The organism is Bacillus sp. 105MF (assembly GCF_000374885.1).
Taxonomy (GTDB): domain Bacteria; phylum Bacillota; class Bacilli; order Bacillales; family Bacillaceae_G; genus Bacillus_A; species Bacillus_A pseudomycoides.
Genome location: NZ_KB895608.1, coordinates 1 through 18,679, shown reverse-complemented (window position 1 = coordinate 18,679; position 18,679 = coordinate 1). Strand labels below are relative to the sequence as shown.

At 32.1% G+C, this 18,679-nt stretch carries 17 protein-coding genes and 4 pseudogenes; 12 read left to right on the top strand and 9 right to left on the bottom strand.

Annotated elements, in window-relative coordinates; translation table 11 throughout:
- The 3 genes and pseudogenes from C564_RS0128420 to C564_RS0128410 form a co-directional block, all read right to left on the bottom strand.
- A pseudogene (locus C564_RS0128420) lies at positions 1 to 277 on the bottom strand (GNAT family N-acetyltransferase); the annotation flags it as partial.
- A 240-nt stretch (positions 278 to 517) separates the two neighbouring features.
- The gene (locus C564_RS0128415; RefSeq protein WP_196811511.1) at positions 518 to 1,738 is read right to left on the bottom strand and encodes an MFS transporter; all 1,221 of its coding nucleotides are present in this window, start codon (positions 1,736 to 1,738) and stop codon (positions 518 to 520) included.
- Between the two features lie 60 nt (positions 1,739 to 1,798).
- Positions 1,799 to 2,374, bottom strand: coding sequence for a TetR/AcrR family transcriptional regulator (locus C564_RS0128410; protein ID WP_018767752.1), 576 nt, complete (start codon positions 2,372 to 2,374; stop codon positions 1,799 to 1,801).
- A gap of 352 nt (positions 2,375 to 2,726) precedes the next feature.
- On the opposite strand from C564_RS0128410, the gene C564_RS0128405 reads away from it, so the two are divergent.
- A complete protein-coding gene (locus tag C564_RS0128405; RefSeq protein ID WP_018767751.1) occupies positions 2,727 to 4,160 on the top strand; it encodes an IS4 family transposase in 1,434 nt (477 codons plus the stop codon).
- Positions 4,161 to 4,418: 258 nt separating this feature from the next.
- Here the strand turns inward: C564_RS0128405 and C564_RS0128400 are convergent, their stop codons facing one another.
- Complete coding sequence (locus tag C564_RS0128400; protein ID WP_331273789.1) at positions 4,419 to 4,772, bottom strand: nitrous oxide-stimulated promoter family protein; 354 nt, start codon at positions 4,770 to 4,772, stop codon at positions 4,419 to 4,421.
- Between the two features lie 391 nt (positions 4,773 to 5,163).
- Positions 5,164 to 5,688: a MepB family protein gene (locus tag C564_RS0128395; protein WP_018767749.1), complete on the bottom strand. Its 525-nt coding sequence runs from the start codon at positions 5,686 to 5,688 to the stop codon at positions 5,164 to 5,166.
- 802 nt (positions 5,689 to 6,490) lie between these two features.
- On the opposite strand from C564_RS0128395, the gene C564_RS0128390 reads away from it, so the two are divergent.
- The 4 genes and pseudogenes from C564_RS0128390 to C564_RS32870 all read left to right on the top strand — a co-directional run.
- Complete coding sequence (locus C564_RS0128390) at positions 6,491 to 6,754, top strand: transcriptional regulator SplA domain-containing protein (protein ID WP_018767748.1); 264 nt, start codon at positions 6,491 to 6,493, stop codon at positions 6,752 to 6,754.
- Positions 6,751 to 7,779, top strand: coding sequence for a spore photoproduct lyase (gene splB / locus C564_RS0128385; protein ID WP_018767747.1), 1,029 nt, complete (start codon positions 6,751 to 6,753; stop codon positions 7,777 to 7,779). The genes C564_RS0128390 and splB overlap by 4 nt, the downstream gene beginning before the upstream one ends.
- Positions 7,780 to 8,260: 481 nt before the next feature.
- Positions 8,261 to 9,465: pseudogene (locus tag C564_RS38545) on the top strand (NAD(P)/FAD-dependent oxidoreductase).
- 394 nt (positions 9,466 to 9,859) lie between these two features.
- Positions 9,860 to 10,114 (top strand): annotated as a pseudogene (locus C564_RS32870) (MarR family transcriptional regulator); the annotation flags it as partial.
- Between the two features lie 104 nt (positions 10,115 to 10,218).
- Here the strand turns inward: C564_RS32870 and C564_RS0128370 are convergent.
- Complete coding sequence (locus C564_RS0128370) at positions 10,219 to 10,575, bottom strand: carboxymuconolactone decarboxylase family protein (RefSeq protein WP_018767745.1); 357 nt, start codon at positions 10,573 to 10,575, stop codon at positions 10,219 to 10,221.
- A gap of 173 nt (positions 10,576 to 10,748) precedes the next feature.
- Between C564_RS0128370 and C564_RS0128365 the strand changes: the two genes are divergently transcribed.
- The 4 genes from C564_RS0128365 (at position 10,749) to C564_RS38115 (ending at position 12,708) form a co-directional block, all read left to right on the top strand.
- Positions 10,749 to 11,177 (top strand): ferritin-like domain-containing protein, encoded by a 429-nt coding sequence (locus C564_RS0128365; RefSeq protein ID WP_018767744.1) that lies wholly within the window; start codon positions 10,749 to 10,751, stop codon positions 11,175 to 11,177.
- A gap of 155 nt (positions 11,178 to 11,332) precedes the next feature.
- The gene (locus tag C564_RS0128360) at positions 11,333 to 11,506 is read left to right on the top strand and encodes a hypothetical protein (RefSeq protein ID WP_001025956.1); all 174 of its coding nucleotides are present in this window, start codon (positions 11,333 to 11,335) and stop codon (positions 11,504 to 11,506) included.
- An 864-nt stretch (positions 11,507 to 12,370) separates the two neighbouring features.
- The gene (locus C564_RS38540) at positions 12,371 to 12,415 is read left to right on the top strand and encodes a hypothetical protein (protein ID WP_442852606.1); all 45 of its coding nucleotides are present in this window, start codon (positions 12,371 to 12,373) and stop codon (positions 12,413 to 12,415) included.
- 158 nt (positions 12,416 to 12,573) lie between these two features.
- Positions 12,574 to 12,708: a hypothetical protein gene (locus C564_RS38115; protein WP_018767742.1), complete on the top strand. Its 135-nt coding sequence runs from the start codon at positions 12,574 to 12,576 to the stop codon at positions 12,706 to 12,708.
- Between the two features lie 100 nt (positions 12,709 to 12,808).
- Here the strand turns inward: C564_RS38115 and C564_RS0128345 are convergent, their stop codons facing one another.
- On the bottom strand, positions 12,809 to 13,426 hold the full coding sequence (locus C564_RS0128345; RefSeq protein WP_018767741.1) for a TetR/AcrR family transcriptional regulator: 618 nt from the start codon (positions 13,424 to 13,426) through the stop codon (positions 12,809 to 12,811).
- Between the two features lie 124 nt (positions 13,427 to 13,550).
- Between C564_RS0128345 and C564_RS33900 the strand changes: the two are divergent.
- A pseudogene (locus C564_RS33900) lies at positions 13,551 to 15,771 on the top strand (MMPL family transporter).
- 115 nt (positions 15,772 to 15,886) lie between these two features.
- Here C564_RS33900 and C564_RS35685 read toward each other — a convergent pair.
- The gene (locus C564_RS35685; protein WP_018767739.1) at positions 15,887 to 16,051 is read right to left on the bottom strand and encodes a DUF4021 family protein; all 165 of its coding nucleotides are present in this window, start codon (positions 16,049 to 16,051) and stop codon (positions 15,887 to 15,889) included.
- A gap of 271 nt (positions 16,052 to 16,322) precedes the next feature.
- Here C564_RS35685 and C564_RS0128325 point away from each other — a divergent pair, with 271 nt between their 5' ends.
- Together C564_RS0128325 and C564_RS0128320 are read left to right on the top strand one after the other, a co-directional pair.
- Entirely contained in the window at positions 16,323 to 16,898 is a 576-nt protein-coding gene (locus C564_RS0128325) for a recombinase family protein (RefSeq protein ID WP_018767738.1), read from the top strand.
- A gap of 217 nt (positions 16,899 to 17,115) precedes the next feature.
- Entirely contained in the window at positions 17,116 to 18,042 is a 927-nt protein-coding gene (locus C564_RS0128320) for a serine hydrolase domain-containing protein (RefSeq protein ID WP_018767737.1), read from the top strand.
- Between the two features lie 306 nt (positions 18,043 to 18,348).
- Here C564_RS0128320 and C564_RS0128315 read toward each other — a convergent pair whose 3' ends face one another.
- Positions 18,349 to 18,537 (bottom strand): hypothetical protein, encoded by a 189-nt coding sequence (locus C564_RS0128315; protein WP_003202969.1) that lies wholly within the window; start codon positions 18,535 to 18,537, stop codon positions 18,349 to 18,351.
- Between the last annotated feature and the right edge of the window lie 142 nt (positions 18,538 to 18,679).

Sequence of the window (18,679 nt, the reverse complement as noted above, 5' to 3'; positions counted from 1 at the left end):
GAGTCATTAACTTGCATATTTCAGCTCTGTGGCTTCCATTTGGCTTTGTAATTAAATGCAATTGAACACTGCCCGCCACTTTATTGTTGATTTTGGCAATAAACAATATCACCTCCGGTGCTAAAACAGTGTGCCAATACTTTGTCGCTTCTTCTTGTTCCAGTGGAGGTAAAAAACCTATTGACGCTCCATCATCTACTACAGTTTTCAAAAGTTCAGAAAGCTCTTCAATATCTTCATCAAGTAGTTTAATCTCTTTTATTTCTAGATTTTGCATTACTTTTCCCCCTTTTGTTCACTCAATATATAATTGTATATGTTAAACTGCGCTTACTGAAGAAACGGGCCATATAATTGAACAACATCCTATGCCTTATTGCATAGTCTTATTTTTGTCATAGGCAAAACGAATAAAGATAAGAAATAATAGTGATTAATTTGCTCCTGATGTAGAAGATAAGGCTAATACTACCCCAAAAATTAGATTTTGACTCTAACTTTTAGGGGACATTGATAGTTAGGACATGTATTTATTTTTGGTTTTTGATAAATTTATTGTATTATTTTTTATTAAATGAACTAATAAGGCGATTAAAGGCAAAGCTGTTCCAATGAGTAAAGTTACTTCACTATTAAATTTATAGTAAGTATAACTTCCAATCCATGAACCAAAGGCTCCTCCCAAAAAGAAAATAGTCATATATAATCCATTAAGTCTGTTTCTTATCTCGGGATTCAAACCAAAGATAACTTTTTGACCTAATAATAAATTTCCTGATACACCAATATCAATACTAATGCCTGAGATAAGTATTAAAATTACACTAAATAGTGAATGGTCTTTAACAAAAAATAATAGTACGATAGATAATAGTACGAGCGCCATTGATACATTAGTCATTGTAAAAATATAACCTTTATCTGCTATTTTACCAATAGTAGGAGTTAATACAGCTCCAGCTATTGCAACAAAGCCAAATAATGCAATTTCATTATTTGAAAAATGTAATGGCTCAGACCTTAATAAAATTGGGATAACTGTCCAATAAAGACTACATGTTGCAAATAAACATGCATGATAAAATGCTCTTTGTTGTAGAGGAGATGTATTTATTAATAGCATCACCATAGAAGCTATTAAATTTGGATATAACATGTTACTAGTCGATACTACTTCATAGTTGGGCAAAAATTTTATAATTAACAGTAATATGACAACTAGTGTTATTAATGAAAAAAGAAATACCATTCTCCAGCCCAACCAATCAGCTATTCCAATAGATAATGGGCGAGCAACCATAATCCCAATCAATAAACCACTCATCACTTTACCCACATATTTACCTGTCTCTTCAATGGGCACAATCCTCATTGTTAGTGGAACTAACATTTGAGCTGCACAGGCTCCAATGCCAATTATGGTTGTGAATATTAAAAAAACAATTCCATTTGTCGAAATTAGCGTACCAATTAATGAAATAATAGTAAGCCCGATAAGAATTCCTATTATTTTCTTACTTTTAAATATATCAGCCATTGGTACGATAAAAAATAAGCCCAATCCATATCCAATTTGTGTCAGGGTAGTAAGCAATCCAGATAAATCAGAAGAGATGTTCAAATCTTTTGCAATGAATTGTACAATTGGTTGTGCATAATAAATATTTGCAGCAAGTGAACCACAACTAATTGCCATAATAAACATTAGAAAATTTGTCTTTTTAGTCACCATTATCATTCCTTTTGTTTATTTTTATTATTTCGGTACGATCGTTCCGGAATAATAAAAAAAGAAAGACTATAGGTCTGCAATAGTCTTATCCACTAGATTATAGGCTAGATTTTTCTCTTTTTTATATCTGGACATTAAATTAATGCTATGATTTAAACTTAATAAAGAATATGCAACTAATTCAGAGTTAGCCTCTTGTGAAATTTCTCCTTTCTTTTTTCCTTCTTCAATGACTTGCTTAAATACTTTTTCAAGTTCATTAAAATCATTTATAAGTATTTCTTCTATGGAAGGATCAATATGTCCAATAAGCAGTGACGAATTAGTTATAATACAACTTTTTGGAATGTCATCTGAATAGCATTTTTCAATATGTTGATAAAAAAAAGATTTAAGTGATGCTTTAGCGTTTATACCACTAAAAAGTAAATTTCTCTTTTGATAGCCATAGTTTTTATAATGTTCTAAAACCAGTTTAAATATTTCATCCTTATCTCCAAAACTATCGTAGAGAGTAGATCGACTTATTCCCATCGTTTCAATAAGATCTGAGATATATGTAGCGTCATAACCTTTCTCCCAGAATAAATGCATAGCTTTATTTAAAGCATGTTCTTTGTTAAAACTAATATTTCTACCCACTTTACAACACCCCCTATCATATAATTTAGTATAAAGGTTTTGGAACGATAAGTCCAGAAAACTTATCTTGAGATCAAGTCTTGCATTAAAGGGCGCGATTGTTGAATAAAACTTAGATTTTTTAAATGACTTTATTTAAAGCGTCCTTTATAAAAAATTTAACAACTTTATTTTTCCCCCGTCCAAAACAGGACGGGGGAACTTATTGTAATCTTGACATTTCCTTATTGCGGGTGGTGACAGCTTCGCTGGTACTACCCCCTCACTATCAACCTAAGATAAATTTATATCCATAATTCACAGAAAACGTTATTCTTTTTGTAGAAATATACAGAAAGGATGGCGTTTTTTTATGAATCTTTCGATTCAAGATGAATTTCATTTGTTTGCTGAAGAACTACAGCGACATTTATCTCCTGATACCCTTCAACAACTTGCACGGGAAACAGGTTTTGTAAAACGTAAAAGTAAATATGGGGCACGAGATTTGGCTGCTTTATGTATTTGGATCAGTCAACATGTAGCAAGCGATTCTCTCACTCGGTTATGTAGTCAACTTTATGCGAATACAACTACACTCATGAGTCCAGAAGGACTTAATCAACGTTTTAACCGATGCGCTGTTTTATTCCTACAGTGTGTATTTTCTCGTTTAGTTAAAAGCCAACTAAACGATTCATCTCAAATTCCAAACCAATACACTTCCTATTTTCAACGTATACGTATTTTAGATACTACTATTTTTCAAGTACCCAATCATTTAGCTCCTATTTATCCTGGTTCAGGAGGATGTGCACAAACAGCCGGTATTAAGATTCAACTAGAATATGATTTACATAGTGGGAAATTCCTCAATTTTCAAATGGAACCAGGTAAAAATAATGATAAAACCTTTGGTACAGATTGTTTAGATACCTTATGCCCAGGAGATCTATGTATTCGAGATTTAGGATACTTTTCTCTAAAAGATTTAGACCAGATGGATCAACGAGGGGTATTCTACGTTTCACGGTTAAAATTAAATAATAGAGTATATGTAAAAAATGAATCGCCAGAATTCTTTCGGGACGGGATAGTTAAAAAGCAATCTTTATATGTTTTACTTGACCTTGAAGATATCATGCATCAGATAAAACCAGGACATACTTATGAAATTCGGAATGCCTATGTTGGACAACAAAAATTACCCTCACGAGTTGTAATATACAGACTTACATCAACTCAAATTCATAAACGTAGGAAACAGCAATCTTATGTTGAAAAGAAAAAAGGAGTTACATACTCTGAAAGAAGTAAACGTTTAACAGAAATCAATGTTTATATTACCAACATACCATGGGAAATTGTTCCGATAGAACAGGTCCATGATATCTACTCACTACGTTGGCAAATAGAAATTGTATTTAAAACATGGAAGTCTTTTTTTGATATCAATCATTGTCACAATATTAAGCGAGAGCGTCTAGAATGTCATCTTTATGGACAGTTAATCGCTATTTTTCTTTGTTCTTCTACTATGTTCAAAATGCGACAGTTGTTACTACAAAAAAAACAAAAAGAATTAAGTGAATATAAAGCAATTTATATGATTCAAGATCATCTATATTTAGTATATAAGGCTATCCAACAAGACACCCAAGAAGTATCAAAAATTTCCCTTCGTCTGTTTGACCTCTTACAGAAAAACGGACGGAAATCCCATAGATATGAGAAAAAGACAGTCTTTGATATTTTAGGCATTGTTTATCAGTGCACTGTATCCAATCTAAAGCGGAAAACTGCATAATCTTTAAAAATACACCTAATCAAGGTTTATTTGGAATGCGTATTTTTAAAAACAAATAAACAAAATATCAAGCATGTAGGCAACATGAACGGAAGTTCATAGGAAACCCAGCCTTAGCTTGATGGGCATGGGGTCCCACCAACATTTCGCGAATTTCGTACGCTAAGTATTTTTTTATTTAAAAAACTTGGTTTTACCGTACGTTAAGAAGGTTCCATAAACGATTTTTGATGCTTGTTAGACAACCTGTTTTTTCTTTTAGCTCTTTTTTCTTTTCGGTAAGTCAGGAGCCTTCTTCATTGTGTCAACAACATGCATGACCGCGAAATATGGATGTTTTAAAATCATTTTCGGTCCGCTCTTCTTCATAACATCCTTAACGAAATCTTTCATATCTGGTTTATAACAATGAATTTTGCAATTTTGACATGCTGGCTTCTTCTCTTGAAATGGACATTTTGATAAACGAAAATAAGCATATTCTTTTAACTTCTGACATTCTTCACATATAGTATCTTGTTCATGTTGGTTTTTACAATACATATCAATCATAATGCTAATTGTTTTCTCTTCACGTTCAATTCGATTCATGGCTAGTGCCTCCTGTTCCAAAGTCTCTCTGCTTTGATTGTAAGACTTTTTTAGAGGGTTTACATGAATTTTCAATGACAGTTTTTCTAATTTTTATCTCTTTCCTACGAATTATTAATGGAGAATGTCCCTACCAATCATAACCAACAGTAAAAGCGAACGCATTAAGACTTAAATAAACATCTTTCTTTTTCTTACGAGCTTCGGATGCTTAAACCACTCGATTCTTCCACGCTATTGATTGATCTATTTTAGCCATAAAAAATCTCCTTTTCGTCTTGTACGTAAGGAGATTATGACATGGAACTGATTCTATTGGTATGTGGGGACAGTTTGACGTTTACTGTTATATCAAGTAATTCAGCCTTAGCGTACGGGATCCGCTTCTTGTTGGTGCTACCCCAACAAGAAGCTACGAATATAAACTTAATAATTTATCTATGGATAAATTATTAGTATCACTTAAATCAACAAAATATTGAAGTTGCCACATTTGGCTCTTCTTAGCTTGATTACTAACAGGGTTATCCCAAATAGGATAAATTCTCATGGCCATCTTTCCTTTTTGACTTTGAGTTTTCAATATTTTTTCTTTTAGAAGAATCTCTTTGGGGAAAATAAACTGTCCTAGTTTATTATCATCAATACAAGTGATAACTAATAAGTCAGGAGCAGAGTCATAAAAGAAGGCTTGATTTTGCATGTTTTCATTTTTCTCCCAAAAAGAAACAAATTGTCCAATTTTATTAGGAGTAATTTTTGATACCCTAAAACGTATGGTTTTATTATTTAACTGGAATGTCCATCCTGAATATTCCGAATTCTGTTTTTCTTCTTTTAGATTAGTGATCACTAAGTTATTAAGTTTATAAACTATATTATCTAAATTTCCGATTATATTATTGGAAATGTTAATGTGAATTCCCCCTTTATTCATATCTTAGTTTATCACAAACATTAGTTCTTATATATCGTATAGAATGCAATCTTTAAAAACGACCAATTTCTTAACACACAATTTTCTTTTTGTGTCGGGCCGTTAGAAGTAGAACCTGTCACTTTAGGGGATAATTTGTACTAATTTTAAGTGTTCTTTTGCGTCCTGAGTATACATAATAAAGTTATCTGTGTAGATTTCGTAATTACTGGAGTAAAGGTTATTAAGTTAAGATGTTCATAACTTAAAAGGTTTTGGCACTATTTTCAAAGTTGTAACTTTAGGAGATAACTTGCAAAAGTTTTAGATTTTTTGCACCAGAACCTTATTTTTGGATGGTCAGCATGTTATTTCTTTCGAAAGGATTAACTGATTTATCAAGAAATAATAATTAAATATATTAATCTAGGACATCTAAATTATTATATATCCATTTTATTCTTCACTCCATTAAAATAAAAAACATTTCGAAAAATAACATAAAATTTGTATTATTTATATGAGTTAGACACGCAACACAAATAATGATTTCACTTTTTATAAAAATTAATTTGTTAGAATATTTCAAGCGCATATTTTGATTAGTCTCTTTTCAAAACACGCTCGTTTTATTCTAAAATAGCACTGGTCCCCTCTGATAAGAAGTAATAGTATTAATTACCTAAAAATATTACCCTCTACAAATTTAATTAACTCCATTTAATTTTTCCATAATAAAGATGACATAATTCTAAACCCTAAAGGGAAAATTTTATTAAGGAAAAACTTTATGCAGTAAATTTTATAAAAAAAAGGTGATCGAATGGAATTGTCTAACGAAAGCAAAACTTATCATGCTGGAGATATTGTCTATGTTTTTTATCGCAATCCCCACACTCAGGATGTAGCAAATATACAAGCCGCAGCTGTTGTAAATAACCCTAATACTCCTAATGAATTAGCATTGTTTCTTTATGAAACTTATTATCCACTTTCACATGAAATGGCTGTTTATTCTACAGAAGAAGAGGCAAACCAAGCTTACAACTACTATTATGGGGATGCTTCAGAAGGGATGCTAGAATGAATAATCCATTCATGCCTAAACTTGTATACTTTGAACCCAAAGCACTGGATTATCCATTAGGGAGAGAGCTTCATGAAAAATTTGCAAAGATGGATGTTGAAATTCGGCATACTACTTCTCATAATCAAGTGAGAGATCTCCCAGGAGAAAACGATTTTCAAAAGTATCGGGTAGCAAAATCTACTCTTGTCGTGGGCGTTAGAAAAACACTAAAATTTGATACCTCAAAGCCTTCAGCAGAGTATGCTATTCCGTTTGCAACAGGCTGTATGGGCCATTGTCATTATTGCTATTTACAAACAACAATGGGAAGTAAGCCATATATCCGTACTTATGTAAATGTCGACGGAATTCTAGAAGCTGCTGACAAATATATAGAGGCACGTGCACCCGAAATGACAAGGTTTGAAGCCTCCTGTACATCCGATATTGTGGGAATTGATCATTTGACTCATACCCTCAAACGCGCAATTGAGCATTTTGGAGAATCCGAGTATGGAAAATTGAGGTTTGTTACAAAATTTCATCATGTAGATCATTTACTTGATGCAAAGCATAATGGAAAAACAAGATTTCGGTTTAGTGTAAACGCTGATTATGTTATTAAAAATTTTGAGCCAGGAACTTCTCCACTAGCTAAAAGGATTGAGGCAGCTGGAAAAGTAGCAAGAGCAGGATATCCCCTCGGATTCATTGTTGCTCCTATTTATCTTCATGAAGGTTGGAAAGATGGATACTATCAGATGTTTGAGCGTCTTGATGCTGAATTACCCCCTGATGTACGGGATGATATCACGTTTGAATTTATTCAACATCGTTTTACAAAGCCTGCTAAGAGAGTGATTGAAAAAAATTATCCAATGACAAAATTGGAATTAGATGAAGAGAAAAGAAGATATAAATGGGGAAAATACGGAATTGGAAAATACATTTATCAAAAAGAAGAAGAAGAAGATATAAAAAATTATCTTTATTCTTATATGGAGAAGTTCTTTCCCAATGCAAAATTAGAATATTTCACATAAAAGAATACCAACTCTGTTACAACAATATATAGGTGTTAGAAATAAACACCAGTTTATAACGCCACATTAAATGTACCTCAATTTAACTCCGTTGATTACTTACAAGAGGTTAAAGCAATTTTTTATATAAAAGGGTGATCTCCAACAGCTAGTGAAACTAACTTTTGGGACAATCCTTTTTTTATAAATTTACAAATAACGTTAATGTCTCTATTTCAAACTAAGAGAAACTGCATCTATAATGCTGTCCTTTTTGTTGAAGTATATAAAAGTGATAATGTTTTTGTATGGGTTTTCAGATTAAAGATGAAATTCATTTGTTTGTTAAAGAATTTATGTCAGGTACACCTAGTTAGTTATATTAGTACGAAATAACCTTTAATAAAATTATAAACCGAATTTTTAAAGACAGTATATATTTGAATTAGTTTGGAAACAAAAATGAGGATGTAATTATTTTATATAGGATGGTGTAATAGTAATGGATTTACAGACAGGGAAATTATATTGGAACACAACTTTTCCCAATCCACCTTCTTATCCTTGTTTAGAAAAAGACATAATTTGTTATGTTTTAATAATAGGTGCTGGCAGCTTAGGGGCTCAATCAGCATACTATTTATGTGATTCGGATTTAAGTGTGGTTGTAGTTGATAAACGAAAGATTGGACATGGCAGTAACCTAACCAATACAGCGCTCATACAATATTTGGGTGATAAAATGTTTTTTGAGCTTGTTAATACATTTGGGGAAGAGTATACAGTAAAACATATGAGATTATGTGAAGAAGCAATTAATGATATTGAATTTGTAAATCAAAAATTACCTTTTCATTCTGATTTTATGCGACGTGATAGTTTATATTTTGCAAGCTATGAAGAGGAGAAAAAGAGCTTTATTACTTACAAAAGCATGGTTTTAAAGCGGATTGGTTATCAGAAAAACAAATTGGACAGAAATATCCATTTAAAAAACGTGCTGCCCTTTATACATATGAAGATGGTGAAATAAATCCCTATAAATTTACACATAGTTTATTAAAGCAAGCTTCTAATCAAGGAGTACAGATTTATGAAGATACTGAGATTGTTGGGGGAAAATTAGAAAAAGACTTCGCTACTTTTTATACCAAAAGTGGTAATTCCATTACTGCCAAGAAAGTAATCGTAGCTGCAGGTTATGAAGGATTAGAATTAAAAAAAGAAAAGAACGCTACGCTAATTAGCTCGTATGCAATTGTCACTACCCCTGTTGAAGATTTTTCATCTTAGCATAAACGCACTCTCATATGGGAAACCGCTAGACCATATATATACATGCGAACTACAGCAGATAATCGAATTATTATAGGTGGTCTAGATGAAGATACAAACATTGCTGAAGAGAGAGATTCAAAATTAATCCATAATAAAGAAAAGCTATTACATGAATTCAATAAGCTCTTTCCTAATATTACAGTTAAACCTGAATTTTATTTAAGTGCCTTTTATGGTGGTACTCATGATGGTTTACCTATAATCGGAATGTATGAAGAATTTCCTAATTGTTATTTTATCTATGCGTATGGTGATAATGGGTTAGTTTATAGTATGGCACTTTCTAAAATTATCCGAGATGTAATTATAAAAGGTTCTAGTCCTAATTTAAATTTATACTTGCAGTCTAGACCGAAATTAAATAAATAGAATGTATACGTACATAAAAAAATTAGAGATTCAGGAATTAATGTACTTAATGATATAGAAACTACATATTTATAGGTATTATAATGAATAAGGAGAAACAACATTTTCAAATACTAAATTTAAAATTAAGAATTTAGAATGTAAATATTTCGGACAGACCCAAAGATTTAGGGCCTGTCCATTTTTATTAAATAAAGGTTGTTGTGAAGTTTATAAGTTCGCCATCCCAATGTTAAGAAATCTTAATGTTTGTGAGATACATCGTATTTCTTTGAATATATTATTTGAGTGTTTGACTTTTGGATATATAGTTAGTACGCTAATTATATAATTAGTATACTAACTAGAAGGGGTTGTATATGGACTAGGGTATCTATTGCATAAAGTTAGCGTAATGACGAAAACAGAATTATCAAATCGATTAAAAATATATAAAATAACAGCGCAGCAATGGGCTGTCTTAAAGGATATATCTCTTCATCCGAATGGAACGACACCTGCCCTGGTTGCAGAGAGACTGTTGGCGGACAGACCAACAGTGACAGGAATTATCCAACGGTTATTGCAAAAAGAATTTATTTTTACAACACATAATCCAAACGACAAAAGATCGCACCTGATATTCCTAACAGAGAAAACAAAAAACTTGAGTATAATTAGCACACGCTCAAGTTTTTTGTTTTTATTTATTGTGTAAGAGTAGTAACACATAAACTCGAGAAATATATTCCTCAATCCATGATGATATTCTTATTACTGCTTTAACTCTTGCATACATTCTTGTACAAGAGTAACTGCCTGACTCATAGTAGCTCCACCACCAAATGCAGCTGTCACTCCCACTGCCTCAAAGATCTCCTGTTCTGAAGCTCCTTGATCTAGACATCCTTTAATGTGATAAATGATACAATATTCATCCTGAGAATAAAGGCTAATACCTAAAGCAATTAGCTGTTTTTGCTTTTTGGATAAGGTGCCTTCTTTAAAGCATTCCTCTGTAAAAGAATTAAATTGTTCAGCTAGCTTAGGCATCTTCTCAGTAAATAAACCCAAACCATACTTATAATGATGAAGTGCAGATTCTGTAGAGTTTCTACCTTCAAATTCCATATTTAATCCAGCTCCATTTCTCATATATTTAAACAAAAGTTAGTATTAACCTAATCCGAATTGATTAAACCCAAATGATATTTATATCAGGAGGAGTGAAAGGTGAGAGAGGATTTAAAGGCATGATATAACAAAAAATTAGCTTAGGATATTGTACAAAAGGAAGTGATTATATGGAAAAACAAAGTGTAGTGAATACATTAAATGCCTTTTTAAAAGGTCAGTACATGGGTATTCATGCTTATGAGCATTATATAGAAAATTTAAAAGATCCAGAAATAAAAAAGGAATTTCAAAGAATACAACAAGATCACAAACAACATGCTTTAAAAGTAGCAGAAAGAATACAAAATCTTGGAGGAGTACCAGTTAATAATGAAGGAATCGTTGGCTCTGTTCAAGGTTTGATAAGTCAATTTACAGTACCAGATACAACAGAAGGAATTGTAAATAGCGCGTTAAAGGGCGAAGATTATTATGGGATTAAAATATCAGAAGAAATTGTACAAGGTGATTTGGATCCAGAAAGTCATAAGTTAATACATGATATTTTAGATAAAGATAGGGAACATGTAAATGTATTAAAACAACTTACGCATTAACATTTTTAGTTACGCTGTATCATAATTAAGTAGAGGTATTTAAAATAGCTCCACATATTTTCCACAAAGCAGGAAAATACTAATACTTGATTTAATACTTTAATTTCAAAGTATTAAATCATAATTACTAACTGCGATACTAGGAGGACGTTACTATGAATATTCGTGAAGGATTAATTCCAACTACACTAGGTACAGCAGTTACAGCTGCGGGTTATGCTCTTAAGCAAACTCGTGGGTCTAATAAGATGATTGCAAATACAGTATTTGGATTTGGTTTAGCTCACGTTGTTTTAGGTGTAATTGATCTTGTGGAACATCGTCGTTAGAAGATAGGGCAAGCACCTTTTGATGCTTGCCTTTTTAATATCGAAAGTGTTTATTAATTTTTAATTTTGTTTATTTTATTAAAGTAATCCAAAAATTAGCTACATATGTATACGAAAAGGATTTTGTTATCCAGGTTAAAGGAATGGGCTCGTTCCTTTCAAAAGTTACCGACTGCCAAAGAAATATTAAGTTGGTTATTTATAGGAGCTTTTTAAAGGCTCAGGTGTAGTATGAGCGTACTGGTGTATATTAAGCAAACCATAAGAAGCGAACTGTTTAAGAAAAGGTTAGTTTATGTAATATAAAGAAGCCCTTGTAGAAATAAAATAATAAATTGAGTATGTATTAGATATTTTGTGTGTAAAACCATTGCTAATTTCTAATCATAAGAATAAATCTTAGCAACTAACATGATAGCTAATATGATGCAGAAAGTATAAATAGGGTTAATTATTGCAGTACTCATAACAGCAATACATGTATAATGTACGTTATTTATATAATTATTATGTTTATCAGGTCTGGGAGAAAACTCCCTGCGATGCTGTGTCATGGAAGGGGCAAAGCGTGGGAGAGACTGATTATTTCAGTTATTCTCTTAGGCTTTTTTATTTTTTGCAACAATAAAACTTTTGGGTTACTAACTCGAACACGAACTAGATTAAAGTATTTATTACGGCTATTAAAAGGTAGAGTTGAGAAGGCGACTGATTCCTAATGAAATGATTGTATTTCATTTTAGTTGGCTTATTCGAAATGGTTGGTATCCCTATACTCAACAAACTGTATATGGATGATAGTTGGAAAGCTTTAATTTTTTAATTATATGATTTGGAACAAGTCTTATATTTCTTGCGTATGCGATGAAAACAATTCCTAAGGGTACAGCATATGCAATTTGGACTTAGGATCGGCGCTTCAGGTGGAGCACTAATAGGTATCCTTTTATATGGTGAATCCAAATACTGGAGACGAATGGTGTTTATAGTTTGGGGAGCAGCAATTGCTTTAAAATATATTTTATAAGGCTGGATAAAAAACAAGAATATACGGTAGAGTAAAATATATGAATACTTTTGAACATGCTATTCAACATCTTGTTAATTGTTTTCAAAATGATAAAAAAGCGTTGGTTTATGGATTAGAAGAATTAGAGCCTAAAATAATAATGGAGGAATTAATTAAAAGTTTACCGAAATGAATTGTTATCAATCAAAAAGAGTGCCTGAAAATGTAAGGCACTCTTTTTAAAATATATAAAAGAGAGTATTGTAGAAAAAATAATTAAGAAGCAATCATAATTACTTACTTAATCCGTTCCAATAAAAATCAACAATTTGTTGTGCTAAATCTTCTATATCAGGGATAAGGGGCTTTTGATCAACATCTTTATAGTCTCCAACGTATAGCAAAGCAACAAAGGCGTGAGCACTTAAAAGCGTGTGACTTTTAGGGATTTCCCCTTCTTGTATCGCTTTATCTATGGTTTGTGCCAATACTTCATACATTTTATCTTCTGCATCTTGCATTTGTTTTAAGTGCTTATCCGACAGGGAAATCTTTGCATCCCTCATAAAGCTTTTTATATCAATGTCCATTGTAGCGGTTAAATGGATTTTTGCAACATCAAGTAAGCGCTCTTTAAGAGGCTTATTTGTTGAAAGAATCGTATACATATTTTCTCTAATTCGAACCATCATTTGAACCATTGTATCAGTAAAAAGATCAGCCTTAGTAGCATAATAATAGTAAACGGTTGCCTTTGTCACATCACATTCTTTAGCAACATCATCCATAGAAACAATTTGATATCCTTTATTTAAAAATAAATTTGTAGCAATGTTTACAATTTTATCTTTTGTAGATATAGTATTTTTATTTTGACGTGGTCTTCCCAAGGGACGCTGTTTGTGTTCCAATTCTATTCGCTCCTGACTTTTCAAAGTTAAAAATATTATAGCATATTCATATAATAGTTCTTGATTAATTAACTAACTAGTATATATAATTAATGCAAAAATTTAGTTAGAAAGGTGGATATTTATGAAAAAACATCCTCTATATACTTGGGGACAATTGGTTGGGGGACCAAAAGAAAGGTGGATTACTCTTTTGGTATGGGTCTTATTAACCCTGGTTTTATCATTTACATGGCCAGCAGTTAATACAGTTGAAGATGAGACGGCTCCAAACCTTCCTGAAAACGCTATGTCACAACAAGCTAATCGTTTAATTAAACAGGAGTTTCCTAATGATGCTGGAAACCCCGCGCTTATCGTTTGGCATAGAAACAAGGGTTTAGAAGCGAATGACTTTAAGGCAATTCAAGATACTTACAAACAGCTTAAAAATACACCATTAAAAGGTCAATCGATGTTACCGCCATTTGATACAATACCACAGCAAACATTAGCAAAGAGTGTTTCAGAAGATGGTACGTCTCTAGTAACTCCTGTATTTTTTAACACAACAGCAGGGACAGATATTCTTCAAGAGAATATGAATGAATTGCAGCGTGTTATAAAGGATACTTTGGCAGATGATCCTTTTAAAAGAAAAATTTCTGATTCTGGTCTGCATGTTCGTCTCTCAGGGCCAGTTGGTATTCAGACTGATGCAGTAAGCTTATTCAGTCAGGCTGATGTAAAATTACTTGTTGCAACAGTGCTACTTGTTTTAGTTTTACTTATTCTTCTGTATCGCTCACCACTTTTAGGAATCTTACCTTTAATTGTAGTTGGGTTTGCTTATGGGGTAATTAGTCCAACTTTAGGATTTTTAGCAGATAAAGGATGGATTACTGCTGATGCACAAGGAATTTCAATTATGACTGTACTTTTATTTGGAGCTGGTACTGATTATTGTTTATTTCTTATTTCAAGATATAGAGAGTTTTTATTAGTAGAACAAAATAAATTTAAAGCTCTGCAACTTGCTATCAAAGAATCGGGTGGGGCAATTATCATGAGTGCTCTTACAGTAGTAGTTGGATTAGGTACCCTTTTACTTGCTCATATTGGTTCTTTCTATAGATTTGCAGTACCATTTAGTGTTGCTGTGTTCCTAATGGGGGTTGCCTCATTGACGCTTTTACCTGCATTACTAGCTATTTTTGGAAGAGTAGCATTTTTCCCATTCATTCCAAGAACAAAAGAAATGAATGAAGAATATGCTAAGAAAAAAAAGAAAACAATTAAGTTAAAGGAATCGAAAGGGTTCTTAAGTAAAAAGCTTGGAGATCTTGTTATTCGTAAACCATGGACAATTATCCTGTTAACACTATTCTTATTAGGTGGGTTGGCTTCATTTGTTCCACGTGTCCAATTTACGTATGATTTATTAGAATCATTTCCAAAAGATATGCCTTCACGTGAAGGATTTGATTTAATCTCTGATCATTTTTCACCTGGTGAGTTAGCACCTGTACAAATTGTTGTTGATACAAAAGGGAAAGACATACCTGTAACAACAGAGTTAAAAAAACTATCTTTCGTAGATCAAGTAACGGAACCTATAAAAGGGAAACAGAATAGTCTATTACAAATGTATGAGGTTTCCTTACGAGAAAATCCTTATTCAATTGAGGGCATGAATAAAATCCCTGAGTTAAGAAAAAGTTTGAAACAAATAATGAAAAAATCTGAAATAAATGATGCTGAGAACCATATATGGATTGGGGGGAGAAACAGCTTCATTATATGATACAAAACAAACTACCGAGCGTGATCAAGATGTAATTATCCCTGTCATGATTGGTATTATCGCATTATTATTGCTTGTTTATCTTCGTTCTATTGTTGCGATGATTTATTTAATTTTAACAGTTGTATTATCTTTCTTCTCTGCATTAGGGGCAGGATGGTTATTACTTCACTTTGGTATGGGAGCTCCTGCAATTCAAGGAGCAATTCCCTTATATGCTTTTGTCTTCTTAGTCGCCTTAGGAGAAGACTATAATATATTTATGGTTTCTGAAATATGGAAGAATAAAAGAACCCAAACACATATTAAAGCAGTAAAAAATGGCGTTGTTCAAACAGGGAGTGTTATCACGTCTGCTGGTTTAATCTTAGCAGGAACGTTTGCTGTTTTAGCAACTTTACCAATTCAGGTACTTGTTCAATTTGGTATTGTTACAGCAATAGGAGTACTATTAGATACATTCATTGTAAGGCCACTTCTTGTCCCTGCCATTACAGTGGTTCTAGGACGATTCGCATTTTGGCCAGGAAAGCTTTGGAAGAAGGAAGAAACAAAAAATTAGATGATTAAGAATATTATAAAATTAAAAAACCAAGGAAAATTAATTTTCCTTGGTTTTTTATTAGAAATAAAATATGTATACAAAATAAAAGTAGTATCTAAATACTAATTATTTTTCAAATTTTCGTTTTGGGGTGTTCTTTGTCTTCTATATCAGTTTCAGGCATTCCGTACAATCCATTCATGGCTTGTTCTACTGGTTGAAGTCCAGTTATTGTAGTCTCAGACTTTAAGTTTTTTGAGTTGTTACTCTTTTCTTTTTTAGAATGTGGAAAATTCATTTTTATACCTCCAAACACTAAATTTTTTAAAAATAAAAAGCGTATGAAAGAGTTTGGCAGATAAACAAATGTATTATCTGTCAATTGAGTGAACAATTAGTCGTTTACAAAGGTATACTTTTATAGACATACCAAGGACTCACTAGATATTTGAATACATAGTAATGAAAAGTGAACCAAAAGGTGTACTCTATTGATACAAGTGTAGTAGACTGATAAAATCATAGTAAAGAGTGTCTCATAAGACTTGTCTCAAAAACGAGGTGATATTTTGCAAAAAATCGGTTATATACGTGTCAGTTCGACTAGCCAAAATCCTTCAAGGCAATTTCAGCAATTGAACGAAATCGGAATGGATATTATTTTTGAAGAAAAAATTTCTGGAGCAACACAGGATCGTGAACAACTTCAAAAAATGTTAGAGGATTTACAGGAAGGTGACATTATTTATGTTACAGACTTAACTCGGATCACTCGAAGTACGCAGGATTTATTTGAATTGATTGATTTAATACGAAGTAAAAAAGCAAGCTTAAAATCACTCAAGGATACATGGCTAGATTTATCAGAAGATAATCCATACAGCCAATTCTTAATTACGGTAATGGCTGGTGTTAATCAATTAGAGCGATATCTTATCCGTATGCGTCAACGTGAAGGGATTGAGCTGGCCAAGAAAGAAGGAAAGTTTAAAGGACGATTAAAGAAATATCATAAAAATCACGCAGGTATGAATTATGCAGTAAAGCTATATAAAGAAGGAGGTATGACTGTAAATCAAATTTGTGAAATTACAAATGTATCTAGAGCTTCATTATATAGAAAGCTATCTGAAGGGAACGAATAATCATTCCTTATTCAATTAAAGGGCCATTTAATTGAATAAGATTCTCAAGTAAAAATATTTTTGATAACATCGGAAAGAATTTTGCGAAGAATTACACTTAAATAAGTTATCACTAATGATATAATTTATCTGTGTCAATACATTTAAAACTACTCATTAGTAGGATTATACGAATTAAGGATTGTTAAGAAATATATATTTAATGGAGAGAGTTACAATGAATAATGAATTATTGAATGATTTGATTTTATCTGTAAATAGTCAGAACCTTCATGTTCTGAATGTAATTGTTAGGCAAAATGGAAATATAATTGCAAAACATGATTTTGAAGAAGAAAAGCCTGCTCTTTTATATTCAATAAGCAAAACATTTACATCAATGGCAGTCGGTATTGCCATTAGGGAGGGGTACTTTAAAATTAATGACCATGTTATAGATTTTTTCTCAGATATTCAACATGACCCAATGAATGAATACTTAAAAGAGATGACTATTTATGATTTGCTTTGCATGGGAACTGGACATGCAGAATGCCCAGTTATGAAGGCTGATTGGAGTAGTGGTCAGGAATGGGATATTTCACAATTATTCTTTGATGAACCGATTGTATTTAAACCAGGTACTCATTTTACATATAACAATGCCGCAACCTACATGCTTTCAAAAATCATAAGTATTACTACAGGAAGTAACTTGGATGAATACTTAGATAGAAGGATATTTAAACATTTAGACATACAAAAACCTAAATGGGATACATGTCCAAAAGGAATTCCGCAAGGATTCTCAGGTTTATATTTAACAGCAGAACAATTATCTAGATTCGGGCAATTAATTCTCGATAAAGGTGTCTGGAAAGGTAAGCAACTGATTCTTTCAAGTCACATTGAACAAGCAACATCTGTCCAAATAAAGACCAACGATTTTAATCCTTATTTTGCTACGGCAGACCATCATCAAGGATACGGCTATCAAATATGGATGAACTCTTGGCCTAAATCATATCGTATGGATGGTTTATATGGTCAATATGTTGTAATGCTGCCAGATAAAAATGCAGTTATAACATATATTTCAAATGAACCAAAAAATATGACGGGTGTTCTTGAGCTTACATGGGAGACATTAATCGATAAACTATAATCTTATCGAGGATTATGTGTTTGTTAATACGCATTCTTCAAATAATATGCAACAAAGACATTTTCTTGTCAAGTAAACAAGCTAATAGAAACATCTTGTTATGCCATTAAAGGGCGCTTTAATGGAGCAATGAAAAAAGCCTAATTTCTTCGCATTAAATTGAGAAATTAGGCTTTTTAATATTTAAACTTCCTTAACGTTGTAAATCCGCATTTTCCTGACTCTACCCCTTCAACAGAGTAGAAACATGATTCCTCCCCCAAAAAAACTAGCGACTATAAGCCACTAGTTCAGATTGTCTTGAAGTTATTTTTCTTTCTTCTTTTTAAATGCCAAAACATAAAATAATATTGGGATTAAAAAATATGCCAATAACTGTCCCTTTCCATAAGGACCGCCCTTAATATCTCCTCCTGCTAGCTGCATAATAGATGATATTGTAAACAAAATTGCTACAACTAATGCCCATTTACGTTGAATTAATTTATTATTCATTTTTCTTCACTTGCTTTCATAAAATATTTTTTTCATACAATACCCATTATGGTAGTAATACCTATATTAATTAGGGTTTATTTCGTATGCGAATTTTTAAATAATCTACACTGACCCCCTATAAAAAGCAAAAAAACCCTCC

What these genes read in the sequence shown, in the direction of transcription:
- C564_RS0128415 (WP_196811511.1), bottom strand. Translation starts at nt 1,738, where the DNA reads ATGATAATGGTGACTAAAAAGACAAATTTTCTAATGTTTATTATGGCA.
- C564_RS0128395 (WP_018767749.1), bottom strand. Translation starts at nt 5,688, where the DNA reads ATGAATAAAGGGGGAATTCACATTAACATTTCCAATAATATAATCGGA.
- C564_RS0128365 (WP_018767744.1), top strand. Translation starts at nt 10,749, where the DNA reads ATGGAAAAACAAAGTGTAGTGAATACATTAAATGCCTTTTTAAAAGGT.
- C564_RS0128320 (WP_018767737.1), top strand. Translation starts at nt 17,116, where the DNA reads ATGAATAATGAATTATTGAATGATTTGATTTTATCTGTAAATAGTCAG.
- C564_RS0128315 (WP_003202969.1), bottom strand. Translation starts at nt 18,537, where the DNA reads ATGAATAATAAATTAATTCAACGTAAATGGGCATTAGTTGTAGCAATT.
- C564_RS35685 (WP_018767739.1), bottom strand. Translation starts at nt 16,051, where the DNA reads ATGAATTTTCCACATTCTAAAAAAGAAAAGAGTAACAACTCAAAAAAC.
- C564_RS0128360 (WP_001025956.1), top strand. Translation starts at nt 11,333, where the DNA reads ATGAATATTCGTGAAGGATTAATTCCAACTACACTAGGTACAGCAGTT.
- C564_RS0128405 (WP_018767751.1), top strand. Translation starts at nt 2,727, where the DNA reads ATGAATCTTTCGATTCAAGATGAATTTCATTTGTTTGCTGAAGAACTA.
- C564_RS38115 (WP_018767742.1), top strand. Translation starts at nt 12,574, where the DNA reads ATGAATACTTTTGAACATGCTATTCAACATCTTGTTAATTGTTTTCAA.
- C564_RS0128370 (WP_018767745.1), bottom strand. Translation starts at nt 10,575, where the DNA reads ATGGAATTTGAAGGTAGAAACTCTACAGAATCTGCACTTCATCATTAT.
- splB (WP_018767747.1), top strand. Translation starts at nt 6,751, where the DNA reads ATGAATAATCCATTCATGCCTAAACTTGTATACTTTGAACCCAAAGCA.
- C564_RS0128390 (WP_018767748.1), top strand. Translation starts at nt 6,491, where the DNA reads ATGGAATTGTCTAACGAAAGCAAAACTTATCATGCTGGAGATATTGTC.